Source organism: Mesorhizobium sp. WSM4306 (assembly GCF_007003975.1).
Classification (GTDB): Bacteria; Pseudomonadota; Alphaproteobacteria; order Rhizobiales; family Rhizobiaceae; genus Mesorhizobium.
Genome location: NZ_VFTC01000045.1, coordinates 21,434 through 36,615 on the forward strand (window position 1 = coordinate 21,434; position 15,182 = coordinate 36,615).

A 15,182-nucleotide genomic window follows, 5' to 3' on the forward strand; every position below is an offset into this window, starting at 1 on the left:
CCTCCGCCAGCAAAAGAGGTGTTCCGAGCTTCGACAGAAATTGCAACGAGGGCGCTGCAGCGCCCCGTTACACTTCAGCTAATTTCTCGCTCGCGGATTCGCCGGCCACCAACAAGCCGTCTTGGGACCGTAACACTCCTTTGGCAACCAAATCGGCGACCCCAGCTGAAATCAGCTGCCTTAATTGTGCGCTTGTGGCTTTGAAGCCCAGCATCCTGGCAACGCCTGTGGCGATTTCTTCCTCTGTCGCACCGAGGTTGGATTTCACGACTTCCATAGCGCCTTGGGCGACCTCGTCCTGCGCAATCATTTCGGGCTTGCGCAATCCAGCGGACACGACCCCACTGCGATCCCTGAGACGAACAGGAACACCTGGCTTGAAGCAGAAGTTGCCTCGACGGGCTACTGAACCACCTCTCTGTGCTATGCTTACCCCCCGCTCGATTGCATCCTGAATCCTGCCACCGGCCCGCTGCAGACCCCAGGCGTCCCGAATACGCGAAACTATTTCGTCGACATGGATTGGCGTTTCTGTAGCCACGACCTGCTCGACCAGTCCGGCCATGATTCCGCTGGGCGTCTCGTGGAGTTCGAACGATCCCGGTCGCTTTAGTTCGGCCTCTTCGTAGGCTCGATTGGGTGTCTCGGATCCGTTTGTGCTTTCGAGACCGATTTCCGTCACGTTGCCTCGGTCGACCGTAACAACCTGCACGGCTACAGCTCGATTTCTCTGGACCCCCAATTCGGCCCGCTCATCGAGTTCTTTTCTGGCGGCCTCAATCGCTAGTATGGTTCGCTCCAGCTGCTCACGAGGCCGTTGGAACCAGTCAGCGCTCCAGATGCGATGGATGATCCAACCATGGTCTTCCAGAACCGACTGCCGAAGCCGGTCTCGATCTCTGGCCGAGCGAGATGAGTGATATTCTGCGCCATCGCATTCGATGCCAAGAATATAGCGGCCTGGCCTCTCTGGATCCGCAACTGCGAGGTCGATGAAGAAGCCGGCAATGCCCACTTGAGCATGAACCTGATAACCCATTTCGATCAGCGCGTTGGCTACCTGTTCTACAAAGATTGAATCCATTTCGCGAACCGTGACTTGGGCAAGCGAAATTCGCCCTGTTCTCGCGTAGTGCAAGAAGAGCTTGAAGGCGAAGATGCCTTTCCCTTTGCCACGCTCCAGGTCGATGTCCTCGTCTGTGATGGACGCGAATACTTCGCAGCTGCGCTTGGCGCGGCTTATGAGGACGTTGAGCCGACGCTCGCCGCCTTCCGCGCCAAGAGGGCCGAAACGCATGGCCATGTATCCCTGGGCATTCTTGGCATACCCCACCGAGATCATGATCACGTCGCGCTCATCGCCTTGAACATTTTCGAGGTTCTTGACGAAGAATGGCTCGCTTGGATGAGCGTGAAAGAATTCCTCGGTGTCGGGATTTAGTCGCCGCAGCGCTTCGAGTTCATCCTGGATCGCGCGGCGTTGGCTAACCGAAAATGTTGCAACGCCTAGAGTCTCTTGCGGGTTCACCTTCGCATGACGGATGATCGCCTCCGCTACTGCTCTCGCCTCTACCGGATTGGTTCCTGTGCCGCCGGAATCGAAGACCCCCTCCGGCACATGATGAAACCGCAACCCCATACCTGCCTCTTGGGTATAAGGGCTTGGCACGATGAAAAGCCGGTTCTCGTAGAACTGGCTGTTCGATACTGCGATTAGAGATTGGTGACGGCTACGGTAGTGCCAGCGCAGCATACGCTGCGGCAAGCCGCGGGCCGTGAACAGGCCGAGGATGCTTTCAATGTCGGCGACCTGCGCGCCCTCACCCTCGTCATCTTCAGACTGCGAGCCTGTCATCTTCGCGAAGAATGTCGTGGGTGGCAGTTGGCGTTCGTCGCCAACGACGACCACCTGACTGGCCCTGGCGACCGAGCCAAGTGCGTCCACGGGCTGGATCTGAGACGCCTCGTCCATCACGAGCAGATCGAAGGACATCCGGCCGGGCGACAGGAATTGCGCCACCGAAAGCGGGCTCATCATGAACACTGGCTTCAGCGCCTGGATGGCAGGGCCTGCCTTCTGCATCAATTGCCGGATGGGCATGTGGCCTCGTCTGCGCGCCATCTCAGAACGAAGCAGTCCGACAGGTCCAGCTCCGCCGTCTCTTGAAGGAATTTTCCGGTGATGAGCCGTTACAACTTCGATGGCGCCGGCCTTGATGCGCTGGCGGTCCAGATCTGCGAAGTCACGTACAGCCCTGGAATGCAGTTCCCCGTCGAACCTTGCCAGCTCCGGCTCATCGGTCGCCATCGCCAGAAACATTCGTTCGTAGTAGGCCATATCAAAAACTGATCGAGCCGATCCTGTTGTAATCTGGCCGTTGGCTAGGCCGTCTATCAACTGTCCCAGTCCAGCCTTTCGGGCCGTTTCGGATCGCTCTTCATAGGCAACCCATTTCGAGAGCTGCTCCTGATGATCGAGCCAACCCTGCAGCCGAGAAACGACCTCGCCTATCGCGACGTCCGGAAAATCGACTACTCCAAACAAGGAGGGAGCATCGGCTTTCAAATCCCCTGTAAGCGCCTTCAATTCCCGCGCTGCCGCTTGGGCCGCTTCACGTGCTGAACGTGCCGAGTTTGCGATCTCGATTCTTTCAGGCAACCGCGCAGCCAGATGTCGGATCGAGCCATTTTCTTTCAGCCAAAGCTCGGCTTGCGTGAGAGCGGCCCAATCGGATCCTCGACCGTGCCACGACGAGCCGAATACGAACTTGCCAAGGCTCTCTCCCGCATCGATCCCTTGAGCAAGTGCTTGTAGTCTGCCTAGTCGGCGCAGTAGCTCCACCCGCTCAGTGATTAGATCCGGAACGTCAGTCAGAACCTGTCGTGACGCATCATCGGCTTGAGCTACAGTGCTCGCCTTCGCTTCCATCAGTTGCAGCGAGGCCCGCTCGGCGGAAGCCACGTCGCCTAGCATGGATGACGCGAGGTGCCCGAGATCGTTCCAGAAACCTTCGATAATTGGCCGACCGATTTCGATAACCTTGCGAACGCGCGCTGCACGCGCACCGGCCTCGGAGCGTTCCGCCATCCGGCCGGCGATAATCCGAGGTTCGGGGCCTAGCCCTCGTAGAGTCCGCATCCACTCCACTAGCGCGAGCAGTGGCGCGGAAGCCGATCGCTCCCCACGCCAATCTGCCCCGAAGGCGGAACGGCCAAAAGCGTCGCCTTCGCGGACTCTTGCTGCGGCAGCCTGACCCTTCATCAAAAGGTCGAGGAGACCAACTATCTGCGTCGCAGGCGCGCTAGGGTCGACCACAATAGTCCGCGCAAGTGCTGTGGCGCGACGGTAGTCGCCGTTCAATGCTTTCAATATTCCCGTGTGTGTGGCGAGCGCCTGCCGCGCCGCGGCCACCTCGGTGCTCCACGCCGCGTCAACAACCTTGCCCTGAAGGTCGGCTCTGGCAGCCTCAAGCGTCGCTACGCTGTCGGCAAGGTCGCCTGCCTGCTCAAGTCCGGAGTCCCAAACGGTGGCTGCGAAGGCCTCCGGACTTGCGTCAGGTGCTGCCGCTACTCGCTCGCCGGTCACGGCCAGCCTGAGCAAGCCTGCCAACGTGTCTGGCAATATCGCCGATCCGAGTTCCTGATTCAGGCGCTCAGCTTCTTCCCTCAAGCGTGGGAGCAGAATGGTGAGCTGTCGCGCACGATGGAAACCATCTTTCGGAAATTCCGAGGGAAGCTTTGCAAGCTCTGTCTCGAGACCTTCAATTGGCGTGTCGATAGCCGTTGCCGCCAACTGCTCCGAAAGTTCCTCGGACTTGCGGGCGAAATCCGTTCCTGACCAGAGAAGCGATGAAATGTCTTTCGGACGCTCATCCCATACCGGCGAGACGAGCGCCTCGGCAGGAAGTCCAGGCGCGGACGCGAGAAGCTCAGCGCGATCTTCTATCTCGCCGCTGTCGCTGAGAATTTTCGGAGGCTCGGCCTTGATCCGCTCAGCGATACCGACCAGTTTGGCGTGCAGTGCCTTGGCTTGGTCCAGCAACGCCGCGATGCGTGGGACGAGCCTCTCAATGGTCGTTGGAAGAACGACATCCAGGCCAACTCCCCGCCACGGGTGGTGGATCGGCAAGCCGATCTCGTTGATCCGCTGAGAGACCTCATCGAGCAATTTGCGACGTTGCGAAACGCCGTCAGTTGTCCAGCTTGTGGCATCCGTAAGTTCGATGTCCACTGGTTTCTGACCGACCTGCCTTAGTCGGGTTAGCTGGCCGAGAACCTGATAAGGAGTGAGTTCGGACGCTCCGAACGCAACGTGCATTCGTGCAGCATGTGCGTTGAGTTTATCGCGAGCCTCCAGCAAGCGATCAGTTAGGGAAGAAGGAAGCTGGCCCCTGGGCGATCCGAGTTGCCAGGTTCGCCGCAGCTCCTCTAGCATCATGCGCTTGTTCGCCTTGTTACTATGCAGCTCAAGGCAGGCGTCCCCCACCCCAGCAGTGTCAAGCCGTCGCTTGACGACCTCCAGCGCTGCCATCTTTTCGGCCACGAACAGCACGGTCTTTCCGTCGGCAACGGCCGACCCAATAATGTTTGCGATCGTCTGCGATTTTCCTGTCCCAGGCGGACCTTGGATAACGAGGTCGCGACCTTTTCTGACGTCATGGATCGCCAGTGTCTGAGAACTGTCACTGTCGACGATATGCAACATTTCGGCGGGCGCAATGTGCGGATCAATCGCTATGTCGTCCGACATAAGCGGCTCGCGTGTTTCGAAACCATCTGAAAGAAGCGAGCGGATCTTCGGTTGTTCGATAATCTTTGCGCCATCGGGCCAGAGATCCGGATCCAGATCACGGTACATCAAGAACTTCGCAAACGAGAAGAAGCCGAGCACCATATCGTCGCGAAGCACCTCCCAACCCTCTTTGGTCGAAATTGCTTCGGCAACGGCATCGAGATAGGCCGAGACGTCGAAGTCATCTCCCACCTCAAAACGCGGCAGAGCGAGCTTGTGAATGCGGTCGAGATAGAGTTCCAAGGAGAGGTTTGCGGTAAGATCTTCCGGCCGGGCTCGTAGGCGGAATTTTTCTCCAGCGGCCCCTCGCTCAAGCCGAACCGGCACCAAAATGAGGGGGGCCTGACGGATGTTCTCTTTGTTGTTCGGGTCAATCCACTTCAGCATTCCAAGGGCCAGAAAGAGGATATTGACGCCCTGCTCTTCCTCGAGTGTGCGGGCATCATGGTAGAGATCAAGGAGCCGCCGCTGCAGCCCAGTTGGGGTCATACGCGTCTGCAGCTTGGTGTCCGAGTGCCGCGCGGATATCCCTCTGTTATCGACTCCATCGTCCTCTGGTTGGGCGAGAGCGACGGGGGAATAGTCGATCTCTTCGTCTGGAGGGCTGCTTTCATCCTGGCCCGCTTTCGGCCTATCGGGCTTGCCGGCCAGGAAGGTAAAAGCCTTTCCTTCGGTCACCAGCAATCGATAAATTTCGGACGACTTCTCATCGACGATATCGATCGTCTTCGCGCTCTTGGAAAACCGCGGCACATTCAAAAGTCGATTGCGGGCGGAAAGATCGAGCAACTCCATCCTGGCGCGCTCGAGTTTCTCCTTTAGAGGGAGATCGCTTTGGAAGACTGACTGTTTTACGTCCAAGACTTACATCCCCTTTGAAAGGAGAACCAGCTAGAGCCCGCGTAGAGCGTTCGCGCAAGAAAAAACAGCCGTGTTCAATTAGAAACGACTGCGATCACTTCTGGACACCGTCCAATATTGCGACGTGTGATATGGGTCAGAGCCTGCATTCTTGGCCCCCTTTGCCTAGTCGCTATCCGACGAGGATTCTCGCTCCCTGCCCCCGTATTTAGCCGCCTCCACAATGTCTTTTTCTGACACAGAGAGTCCGTTGCGGACCCGAATGGCTCCCGCACTTGGAACGCGGTCCAATTCAGATCCAGTCTTTGCCTTATCCTTCTGGGGCTTAACCTCCGGCGGCGGGTCTTTCGAAAATGTCATGCGTAGGTCCTACTCGTCCAAATCTAAATGCATCCGCCTGTGAGCCTCAAGCCGCTTTCCTGGTCATACAAAGAAAACGCCGCGCCCAATCAATCCACCGTCTCTCGTGGTTCCGCATTCTGATTGGCGCTTTAACATTCATCACTATTAGCGCCTGGCATTTAGTATCCTCCCTCTACTGGTTTTTTTAGCCGATAAGTAATAGATCGGGATTTCACTGCAGAAGTCCGGAGCCATGAAGTGACTGACGAAATCCAAAATACGGCCACCGCGCTGATGGAGCTTACCGCCGATATCGTTGCGGCTTATGTGAGCAAGAATTCAGTGCCGGTCTCCTCATTGCCGGACCTTATTGCCAGCATCAATTCGTCATTAGCGCGTATCGGCCAGCCGTCCGAACCGGAAAAACCCGACCAAGTTCCCGCGGTCAACCCCAAGCGCTCAGTCACTCCAGACTACATCGTCTGCCTCGAAGACGGCAAAAAGTTCAAGTCCCTCAAGAGACACTTGAACACGCATTTTGGACTGACGCCCGACGCCTATCGCCAAAAATGGGGCCTCTCCAACGATTACCCCATGGTCGCGCCTAACTATTCAGCCAATCGCTCCAGATTGGCAAAATCGATTGGCCTCGGTCGCACAGCAGCCGCGCCCAAGAAAGCAGCAGCCAAGAAGTCAAAGACGCGCTAGCAAAACATTTGGCAGCTTCGCAAAGGATCGAAAATTGAATCGCGATCGCTATTCCCATCGCCGCAGCTCGCGGCCAAGACGCGGCCGGGTTTCAATTATGCGCAAGCGTTTCTTTTCACATAAATCATTAGCCGCGATCCTGGTGATCACGCTAGCAGTGGGCGCTTATGTCACCTCCTACTTTACAGGGTGGGGCAACCAGATCGCGGGACCCAATACAGCAAGCGCACTCGGGTCAAAACCGAAGCCTATCGTCGGCGTAGCGTCCATCGTTGACGGGGACACGATCGAGATCCACGGACAGCGTATTCGTTTCAATGGCATCGACGCACCTGAAAGCAGCCAAAACTGCAGCGACGCAAGCGGGCAAGAATACCCATGCGGCCGCAAATCCGCAGAAGCACTGGACATCTTCCTCAGTCAATCCCGACCCATCCAGTGCAACTTTGTTTCGTGGGATCGTTACAACCGCTTCGTTGGTGATTGTCAGCGGGCGGACGGTGCTAGCATTGCGTCTTGGATGGTCGAACAGGGTTATGCCCTGGATTGGCCTCGATACAGCCATGGTAGTTACGCGTCACAACAGGCAGATGCCCAAAGGGCCAAGATTGGCATCTGGGTTGGCACTTTCACAGCCCCTTGGGATTGGCGAGCAACACATGCAGCCAACAATAAACCCGGTAATGACACATCCTACGGCCTTACAGGCCGTCGCCAAATAGCTCAGAGCTATTCGTGTCAACCGCGTCGCTATTGTAAGCAAATCTCCTCATGCGATGAGGCGCGCTGGTATCTCAATAACTGTAGCTGGGGACCCAAATTGGACCGGGACGGCGACGGAATTCCGTGCGAAGGCATTTGCTGACCAAGCCAATTCCTTAGCGCGCTTTCAGCAAGCCGGACTGGCCACCAGCGTTTCGGTGCATTTGCGCGAGTGCCAATAGAGCCTGGCAAAAGGGCTGGCTGACGTTTGTCTTGGAAAATTCCACCAGCTCGTTGAGCCCGGATGGGCTAGAAAACCGCAAGGCTTCGTAGCGACAGACAGGGATCTGCCGATTATCTCTGAAGCGTTTGTCGGGTCCGCCATTCTTATTGGGATGAGCCCAGGTATAGCTCACGATCTCAGCATCAGATGGAACTTTGCCGGTCTCAATAAAATTGCTGGGGGCAAATTGCGTCCTGAGGTCTCCATACCCAACGGCACCGTACTGGTTTCCGTCCTTCACCAAAATCATGTCTGGCATGAAATAAAGGATTTGCCGGCCGACGTGTATCGACGGTGGTGTGACATTGCTGCGAACAACCGTCGGCAAGGAAGCTTGGAGCGTCGTCGACTTTTTATCGACCAACATCGTGGCTCCCGCATTGCGCTTCCAAGTCGTCAGATCCTCTATCTTGCCACCAGCCGCGACATGCCAACTCGCCGCGCAGCGTGTGAGCGTGTCAAAGGCGGCGACAAGTCGCCCGTAGGCCGCCTCCGCGTCCTGCTCCAAATCATAGTAGAGCACGCTCACCCGGCGGTAGCTGTCCAACCAGTTGCCAATAAGCATGCCCGGCAAAAAGGCAGCAATACCGATCAGCGCCACCCCACCTCCCAGCATTGCGCCTGCGATCAATCCGGCGATCCCAAACAGCACGGCCAGGATGAGCGACATTCGCGTCTGCGATTGCCTCGCATTGATTTCATCAAGCACATTGGCAAATGTCTCATCACGCATCTCGATCACATCGGCGGACTCGATTTCTCTCATCACGACGCCACCGCTGACATATTCCACGGGTGAGGATGTTGGATGGGGCTTTGGCCCAGATGGGAATTCAGACAGTTGCAGCGTCTGCTTGGCGCTGCGCTTTCCCAAAGTGCCTCGGTAGTAGAGACCGCCGACGCCTGCATGAATATAATGCCCTCGTGGGCCAGTCCCGATACGAAGACCTTGCACGCCAACGGACGCGCCAACCCCGCCAGACGAGAAGTTAAAGCGGAAAGGTCCCGCACTAATCGATTTTCGAACGTAAAACCCCATCCCCGCAATCCCCCCCAAGCCCTGTGAGCGAAACCCAAGGGCAGTTCGCCTCACAACTTTGGTACCGGAACCAGTCCAATATCTGTCTCTCGCGAACGTTGCCTGACCCTGATCTCAATTCGCCTCCTCGCCTTGACGTCGCCGGCCTGTGCGCCGTCGGTGAGCCGGTCGCCAGGCAATATCAACTGGCCGCCGGACATTGGCAGGATGGTGAAGCCTTTCAGTTCCGGCATATCGCGCAGGATGCCTGTGACGGAGATCGCTCGCGCTAATCCAAGCCCGGCATTGTCGGCAGGATGGAGTGTGCCAATGTCCATCTTGCGCGCCAGTACGGGCTGAAGGCCTCTGTCCATATTCGATGAGTCACCGGACATCGCCTGCTCGTCCGTGTGGCCAATCACCTCAATGACGTCCACACCATAGGAAGTTGCAATTCCAGCAATGGTCTTCGACATCTGCCGCAACTTCGTTTTGAAGCCACCGGAAAGCTCCGCACTTCCAGTATCGAAATTATAGCCATCGAGCTCGCTAAGACTGATGATCGGTGGCCAATCGTGTGGCTTGTCAGCAGAGGCCTCGTTCCTTGCCTTCTTCAGTGCGTCAGCAAGATCCTTGGACGTCTTGCCCGTGCCAACGTAGCCGAGCTCGCGCAGAACCTTCATCTTCTCGATCATGGCTTTGGCCTGATCAACGTCGACGTCGTTGTCAGAGAGGACTTTGGCGGCCGGCGCGCTTTTCACCGCTTCCTCAAGGGTCAGTCCCACTTTTTTGATTGCCTCTGCGGCCTCTTTGGCCCGGACCAATTCACGCCATTCTTGATCTGGTACATTGCGTCGACTTGCAGGCTTGACCATGGCATTCAGCTGAGCCAGCAACCGCTTGTTTTCCTCGTCAAGCTTGCGAGCGTTCTCATTGAGGGACTGCGCAATCTTCTGCGCTGCCGCAGCCTCTTTCTTTGTCTTGGCGATGAGCGCGCCTGCAGCAAGCAAAAGGCAGAAAACGAGAAGCAGCATCGTCTCAGCCATCGTCAGGCCGAGTATCAGGCCGCGGCCATAGCCCTTGCGCTCAAACGTAATGGCTGTTCCGCTAACCTCACTCACCTGCCCCACCAACTTGCTCTCTTTGGCGGTTCACCCTTCTCCACCTCCGCCGGACTGCTTAACGATCGGAAGGTGTCGCCCTCCGTGTCATCCGAAACCTTGATTGGCGTCTCCACAGGGGAGGCAACAGTGGAAGGTGCCGCCACTCGCTCGACATCGTTCGCTATCGCATTGCTCAGAGGCTGGGGAGTGCGCACGGCCGGGAGGCTATGTTGTGTAAGGGTTGCGACGAGGCCGCGTGTTTCATTGCTGTGTTTCTGCATCACAGCCATGAACTCCTCAGTCAAACGCTGCTGCGCTTGGACAGTTTCTGCGGTCTTTTCTGCGGCCGCTGCCGCTCTCTCCACTCCAGTCGCCACCTTGATCACTGCGTCGGCAAGACCGGTCATCCGCGTTTGCTGCTCTTGCGAGGCTGTTTCGGTTTTTATCGCATATTGTGCGACAGCATTACCCAGGAGCTTGACCATCGGCGCCAGATCGTTCTTCAGCACCTCATCAGGAACAACCACCTTTTCCAGCTTGGCAGCCATATTGTCGGCTTGATTACCGAGCTTTCCAACAGAGTTGGACATCGAGCTGTTGGCTTTATCCAGCAAATCCGCTGCAGCTCCAACGCGGTTCGCTATCGAAGCAAACTGGGTTTCGACTTGCCCGAAATTGTGCTGCAACGCGTCACTGAGCTTGGCAGACGCCTCTTGGACAGGCTTGATCGATTCCATGGCAATATTGTCCAGGGCAGATCGAATGTGCTCCCCATTGCGTGCCGCTTGCTCGGCAATCTCTGCAAAGCCCTCTTCGAGCATTTGATGGCTGACACGACGAAAGTCGGCGAACTCCCTGGTTACGCTTTCCATCTCGGCTCTTACACGCCGTGTCATGTCGGCAAGTTCGTGCCTCGCCGTTCGCTCAATGTCCGCGGGATCGCGCCGCATCTGATTGTAGAAAACCCTCAGAGCAATACCGGTGATCGTCGACGTGATCGCGATGCCAAAATTTTGGACGATCGTGTCGGTTGAGCCTTCCGTTCCAAACTGAAACAGCGAGACCCCAAGGCTCGTCAGGGTGAACAGGAAGCCCATATAGTAGAGGTTATCGCCGGTCTGCTCGTCGTGCAGTTGTAGCTTTCCAGCAAAGATCGAAACCCCGAGATAGAAAAACATCAGGCAGGCCGGTGCTACCGCCGCGACGATCGGATTTACGCCTGAGAGTTTTGCAATGGCGATGAATACACACCCGCCGAGTGTCAATGCCGCGAAAACCACGACCGGCAGACGTGGATGATCCAGCAAAGGTTTGTCGTGCGCTCTCGCCATCAGTTTAACCCATCCAAGCCAACCAGCTTTTCGAACTCGCCGTGATGGTTCTGGACCCAATGTGTCCAGAACTCCGCGTGATCCAGGGTCTGAAATGGCTTCTTTGCCCGATCGATATAAAGAATTGTGATGCCCACCCCATCCAGCGACGTCCCATATGTGCGGTCGGCGGCGCTGTTGAGGTATTTTTGGTAATCCAGTCCCGATCGGTACTGCGAGTAAATCGTCGTATGCTCGATCATGTCAGAGGCGACCACCAATCGCTTGGGACTGCCCTGTTTGGCCAAGCTGCTATCGAAGAGCGACAGCTTGATTTTCTGAATTCCAGCCATGATCGGAGATTGGCTCGCGGAAGCCGCATTCGGGATTTCATCGGGAAGTTTGTTCAAAGGATCGCCGAAGGCGTTTTCCCACTTCTTTTGACGCCGCGCAGGATTGTTGGTCCAACTATCGACGGTCGACCCATCACCGGGATTGCATCCATCGAACATCACCGTCAGCTCACCAGGCGCCGAGCTCAGGGTATAAATCCTCACATACCCACCCGGCTCGACCTGCCCAATGGTCTTTCGGAACTCGTTCTTGAGATCAGCCATCGTCGTTGCCGAAATTGGATCAGTGGCGTCGATGAGGACGGCGGTCAGGCTGGAGGGTCCGTCCAATGGGCAATTCGTGTTGGCGTCGATATGGCCATTGCCAGACCTGGTCCACATCCAGCCGAAGCCGGCCAACATCGCAACGGATAGCACACCAAGGGCAATGGCCGCGGCAATGGTACCCGCATTGCCTTTCTTGCGTCTGCGGGTTCGCCTAGACATTCACGCTGTCCGGGTGAAGCTTATCAAGATCTCGGTACTGCTCAATTCCCCGTTCGCATTCCTGACCAATCAGACGAACCTGCTCGTTGAGTTCCTCCTGCGCCTGGCGAATTGATGCGCCAACATCTCCCTCATTCCACTCCCGCTCGCCGGTGACGTATGGCTTGATGCGATCAAGTTTGTAGGGCGTTCCGAAATGCTTGGGCGCCGGCTCGGTCCTCGCCTGGATGTTGGCTTCCCGATACATCGACAAAAGCTGATTGCAGGCTCGCTCCAATTGGTCTTGATGCTGCGCAAAAAGAGCCAGAAGCCTCGATCGATGATCGACAATCGCGCGGTGCTCGCGCCGGCGACTACCAAGCTGCTTGACGATTTCCTCCACTTTTTCGTTGTGGTCGTCGCGGACATCCTGCAGCTCTTCGATCAGTTCCTTCTTTCGATCGATGTAGTCATCGCGCCGTCGAACGAGCCGATTTTCAACGCCAGTGTAGCCTGGGTAAGGGTCGAGCACGAACCAGCCGTCGATAAAAGCGAAAAGCGAAAACATCAGGCCGATCGCAAACAGCAACCAGGACTTGATGTCCGTGAGACCCGCTGGATTGGCGAGCATATTACGGATGACCTCAGCGCCGGCGCCGTCAGCGAGCGAGCCGCTGACCTCACGGTAGTGCGCTAGCGCCAAGTTTATCGAAATCGCCAAGCCGATATAGAAAAGGATTGAAATGATCCCAACGAATTTTACGAAAAACGACCGATGGGTGACGAGACGAGCGCAGAAAACCGCCAGGAGCAAAGCCGCCCCGATGTTGATGAAAGAGAATGCCGCAGCCTCAAGGATGCCACCAAAAAATCCCTGCTCATTGCCCTTGGCCAGGAAGTTGCCGTTCATCGCTGTCTCGACCAGAAACAGAAATAGCAGAAGCGATAGCCGGAAAATGTGAGCGGCACCGTGCTGCACACGCGCGGCACGAACGAGACCGTGCTTCTCCTTAAACCATGCATGCTCTTTTTCGGCGTCGTTCAGGGCCCTTCTCAGGCCGTGAAGTTCATCGAGGCCCACGGCGACCGAGGCTTTGAAGTCCGAAACGCTAGCGGCATTCGTCTGACGGATTAGACCGAATTGTTCCTCGAAATCGAGGCCGGCAAGACGACCTCCAAGGAGTTGCAGGTTGTCCTCAAGAGTGTGATGCGCAGCCTTCTTCTCATCCTCAACGCGTTCCACGATGGCATGTTCGACATCGTCGAGATTCTTTGCCGTTTTCGGGGGTTGGTTCACCTCGCCGCGCTGCTTTCCGCGGTTAATGACATCCAGGTCGCCGTCGATCTTGGCAGGGTCCAGGCTGTTGAATAGCTGAGTGCTCGCCCGAAAATCGTGGTTGGATTCTCGCAGTGAGTCACGCAACTTATTTAGTTTTTCGAATTTAGAGCCCACGCACTCACAACCCCAACTTTACGCCCCCCGGCAGAGTGGTTTCTATGCATAGTAGAGCTAAAGGGCAACCGCACATTCACTTCTATCCACTTGCTAGTGCGGATCAGGCTCAATTGAGTTCCAACAAATGATCATGGCTGCTGATCAACTGGTTGATCGGCCGCGACTAGTCATGTCATGAGCCGTGCTGCGATGCTCTAAGGACAGAGTGCTACGAGCGGGTTCGCGACTGGGAAATTATCCACAGTCGTATACGTGTACTGGATCTCACCGCCCAGGCGAACGAAGGCAGATAGTTCCTCCGCACGACAGACATAGTTTTTGGTCATTTCATCGATCTTCTGGACATAGACCGGCCGCGAGACGCCAGCAGCCAACAATTTGGCGTCTACTTCCGCATCGGTCTGAGCCCAGGTGGCGTTGAAAACGATCCTTGGCCCGATTGCGATGATGCTCCGAACGGAGATGTTCGAACTGATCAGCATGGGCAATGCTGGAGCCATTTCGGTTTGCATTTTTTTTGCGTAGGCGCAGACGTCGGTCTTGGTGTACTTCGAGAGGCATTCATTTGCCGTCGCCACCCTTGGCCATGTCAGCAGGATCGCCAACGGGACGTGCATCAATCGCAATCCATCCAAAGTATTCTCCTCGCCCGATCTTGGCCTGCACAGAGGAGCATCTATCCTATTTGTGTTCACAGTGCCACGAGCAGCTTGTGCCCGACCGGCAATAGTGCTCTGTCTGAAATACTTTGGGAGGGCAATAAAATGAAAACAACATTTCTCGCGGCTATGGCCGCTGCAATAATCGCTTGCGCGACCGGCGCGTTTGCACACAGTGGCGGCACTGATGCCAACGGTTGCCATACCAACCATAAGACCGGCGCGTATCACTGTCACTGAAGGTCACGCCTTTCTGAGGGACACAAACATGCTGAAGAACATCATGTCAGCTCCGCTGGGCCTCCTCTTCATGCTGGGCGGGCCGATCACCTACGTGATGAATGTCGTCGACACATGGCAGGGCCATGCATCAGTGGTCGTAAAAATCCTGATTAACTTGAGCCTGGATGCGATGTTGGCGTTCATTTGGCCGATCACTTGGGCAATCTGGCTTTTCAAATATATGGCGGGCGCCGAAACTCCACTAACAACCGTGCTGGGCGTTTGAGGATCAAGTTTGCTGAAAATAATGCTTTTCGACGCCGGCCGGAACGGTCCGGTTGGTCTGCATCTGTGTAGCTATTGCCTCGCTGCTGGCGGTAGCGCCATGGCCGTACGGCTATTACCAATTCCTCCGCGTGGTGGTCTTTTTCGCCGGGATCTACTGCGGAGCCATGGTGTGGCGATCAGGCCCTGAAAATCGCACCCTGGCTTGGGCGCTGTTTGGAGCGGCAGCGATCTTCAACCCGTTCATGCCGGTTCATTTGCCGCGCGAGCTGTGGGCAATCTTCAACGTCGCAGCGGCTACTCTGTTCGGCTTTGTCGCATACCGGCACCGGAATTAAGCCGATAATCTGAGATGGCCAAGAGTGGACCTGAGACGCCGAAGGTCAAGGCGCGCCCGAGGGTCACCGTGTCACAGCCGTTGGCGCTTTATGCGGGAGATCTCCTCGAGCGGACGAAGGAGTACTTCGAGGCTTTCAACCATCTAGGCTCGGAGTCGGAAAAGGCGCATCTTTTTGCCCGTTATTTTCTATTTTCGCATGCCCTAGATGTGGAGCTTCAACAGGTTGTCCTCGATCAGGGCGAGGCGACTGATAGGCGTTTTTGACTTTAGGCTGCCATGTGGA

At 56.4% G+C, this 15,182-nt stretch carries 13 protein-coding genes; 6 read left to right on the forward strand and 7 right to left on the reverse strand.

The window, feature by feature from the left end:
* Window positions 1-67 precede the first annotated feature (67 nt).
* The gene (locus FJV77_RS30595) at window positions 68-5,653 is read right to left on the reverse strand and encodes a DUF3320 domain-containing protein (RefSeq protein WP_063169424.1); all 5,586 of its coding nucleotides are present in this window, start codon (window positions 5,651-5,653) and stop codon (window positions 68-70) included.
* Between the two features lie 636 nt (window positions 5,654-6,289).
* Between FJV77_RS30595 and FJV77_RS30600 the strand changes: the two genes are divergently transcribed.
* Together FJV77_RS30600 and FJV77_RS30605 are read left to right on the forward strand one after the other, a co-directional pair.
* A complete protein-coding gene (locus tag FJV77_RS30600) occupies window positions 6,290-6,703 on the forward strand; it encodes a MucR family transcriptional regulator (RefSeq protein ID WP_082826711.1) in 414 nt (137 codons plus the stop codon).
* A gap of 34 nt (window positions 6,704-6,737) precedes the next feature.
* A complete protein-coding gene (locus FJV77_RS30605; protein ID WP_127224212.1) occupies window positions 6,738-7,568 on the forward strand; it encodes a thermonuclease family protein in 831 nt (276 codons plus the stop codon).
* 13 nt (window positions 7,569-7,581) lie between these two features.
* Here FJV77_RS30605 and FJV77_RS30610 read toward each other — a convergent pair whose 3' ends face one another.
* The 6 genes from FJV77_RS30610 to FJV77_RS30635 all read right to left on the reverse strand — a co-directional run bounded on the left by FJV77_RS30610 (window position 7,582) and on the right by FJV77_RS30635 (window position 14,028).
* Window positions 7,582-8,727, reverse strand: a complete 1,146-nt coding sequence (locus FJV77_RS30610) for a DUF4236 domain-containing protein (protein ID WP_095770037.1) — start codon at window positions 8,725-8,727, stop codon at window positions 7,582-7,584.
* 50 nt (window positions 8,728-8,777) lie between these two features.
* Window positions 8,778-9,836 (reverse strand): hypothetical protein, encoded by a 1,059-nt coding sequence (locus FJV77_RS30615; protein WP_224571173.1) that lies wholly within the window; start codon window positions 9,834-9,836, stop codon window positions 8,778-8,780.
* Window positions 9,824-11,140, reverse strand: coding sequence for a hypothetical protein (locus tag FJV77_RS30620; protein WP_063169428.1), 1,317 nt, complete (start codon window positions 11,138-11,140; stop codon window positions 9,824-9,826). The genes FJV77_RS30615 and FJV77_RS30620 overlap by 13 nt, the downstream gene beginning before the upstream one ends.
* Entirely contained in the window at window positions 11,140-11,958 is an 819-nt protein-coding gene (locus FJV77_RS30625) for a hypothetical protein (protein ID WP_063169429.1), read from the reverse strand. Before FJV77_RS30625 ends, FJV77_RS30620 begins: the two co-directional genes overlap by 1 nt.
* The gene (locus FJV77_RS30630) at window positions 11,951-13,390 is read right to left on the reverse strand and encodes a hypothetical protein (RefSeq protein ID WP_063169430.1); all 1,440 of its coding nucleotides are present in this window, start codon (window positions 13,388-13,390) and stop codon (window positions 11,951-11,953) included. Before FJV77_RS30630 ends, FJV77_RS30625 begins: the two co-directional genes overlap by 8 nt.
* 197 nt (window positions 13,391-13,587) lie before the next feature.
* Complete coding sequence (locus FJV77_RS30635) at window positions 13,588-14,028, reverse strand: hypothetical protein (RefSeq protein WP_126066778.1); 441 nt, start codon at window positions 14,026-14,028, stop codon at window positions 13,588-13,590.
* 153 nt (window positions 14,029-14,181) lie between these two features.
* Between FJV77_RS30635 and FJV77_RS33440 the strand changes: the two genes are divergently transcribed.
* The 4 genes from FJV77_RS33440 to FJV77_RS30655 are packed head-to-tail and all read left to right on the forward strand — an operon-like array spanning window position 14,182 to window position 15,163.
* A complete protein-coding gene (locus FJV77_RS33440; RefSeq protein WP_095770035.1) occupies window positions 14,182-14,292 on the forward strand; it encodes a YHYH domain-containing protein in 111 nt (36 codons plus the stop codon).
* 28 nt (window positions 14,293-14,320) lie between these two features.
* Window positions 14,321-14,560, forward strand: coding sequence for a hypothetical protein (locus FJV77_RS30645; RefSeq protein WP_082826591.1), 240 nt, complete (start codon window positions 14,321-14,323; stop codon window positions 14,558-14,560).
* Between the two features lie 52 nt (window positions 14,561-14,612).
* Entirely contained in the window at window positions 14,613-14,897 is a 285-nt protein-coding gene (locus FJV77_RS30650; protein ID WP_063169433.1) for a DUF6804 family protein, read from the forward strand.
* A gap of 14 nt (window positions 14,898-14,911) precedes the next feature.
* Window positions 14,912-15,163, forward strand: coding sequence for a hypothetical protein (locus FJV77_RS30655; protein ID WP_127248734.1), 252 nt, complete (start codon window positions 14,912-14,914; stop codon window positions 15,161-15,163).
* Window positions 15,164-15,182 lie beyond the last annotated feature (19 nt).

Excerpts from the sequence above, each read along its gene's own strand:
- FJV77_RS30600 (WP_082826711.1), top strand. The coding sequence starts at position 6,290 with ATGGAGCTTACCGCCGATATCGTTGCGGCTTATGTGAGCAAGAATTCA.
- FJV77_RS30610 (WP_095770037.1), bottom strand. The coding sequence starts at position 8,727 with ATGGGGTTTTACGTTCGAAAATCGATTAGTGCGGGACCTTTCCGCTTT.
- FJV77_RS30620 (WP_063169428.1), bottom strand. The coding sequence starts at position 11,140 with ATGGCGAGAGCGCACGACAAACCTTTGCTGGATCATCCACGTCTGCCG.
- FJV77_RS30625 (WP_063169429.1), bottom strand. The coding sequence starts at position 11,958 with ATGTCTAGGCGAACCCGCAGACGCAAGAAAGGCAATGCGGGTACCATT.
- FJV77_RS33440 (WP_095770035.1), top strand. The coding sequence starts at position 14,182 with ATGGCCGCTGCAATAATCGCTTGCGCGACCGGCGCGTTTGCACACAGT.
- FJV77_RS30645 (WP_082826591.1), top strand. The coding sequence starts at position 14,321 with ATGCTGAAGAACATCATGTCAGCTCCGCTGGGCCTCCTCTTCATGCTG.
- FJV77_RS30655 (WP_127248734.1), top strand. The coding sequence starts at position 14,912 with ATGGCCAAGAGTGGACCTGAGACGCCGAAGGTCAAGGCGCGCCCGAGG.